This window comes from Ferrovum myxofaciens, from assembly GCF_000735045.1.
GTDB lineage: Bacteria > Pseudomonadota > Gammaproteobacteria > Burkholderiales > Ferrovaceae > Ferrovum > Ferrovum myxofaciens.
Genome location: NZ_JPOQ01000216.1, coordinates 1 through 350, shown reverse-complemented (window position 1 = coordinate 350; position 350 = coordinate 1). Strand labels below are relative to the sequence as shown.

1 pseudogene is annotated in these 350 nt (G+C 51.7%); it reads left to right on the top strand.

Annotated features, from left to right (window positions below):
* Positions 1 to 316, top strand: a pseudogene (locus tag IV91_RS16060) (ATP-binding protein); the annotation flags it as partial.
* Positions 317 to 350 lie beyond the last annotated feature (34 nt).

Sequence of the window (350 nt, the reverse complement as noted above, 5' to 3'; positions counted from 1 at the left end):
GAGTTCCGGTCATAGCATTTTGATCACCGGGGCCACCGGGTCAGGTAAATCCTGGTTGGCTTGTGCACTGGCCCAGTATGCTTGTCGGCGTGGATTCTCTGCCACTTATCTGAGGGTCCCACGCCTGCAGGAAGAACTGCGTGTCATGCATGGCAGCGGCACCTTTGTGAAGTAGTTGATGCAACTTGCCAAAACAGATGTACTGGTATTGGACGATTGGGGAATGGGAGCCATTGACAGTGCCACTCGTTCGGATTTGCTGGAAATCATTGATGACCGTTCGGCTACCCGTGCCACCATTCTCACCAGCCAATTATAATGCTGTGCACAGCATTATAATTGTAATGCGG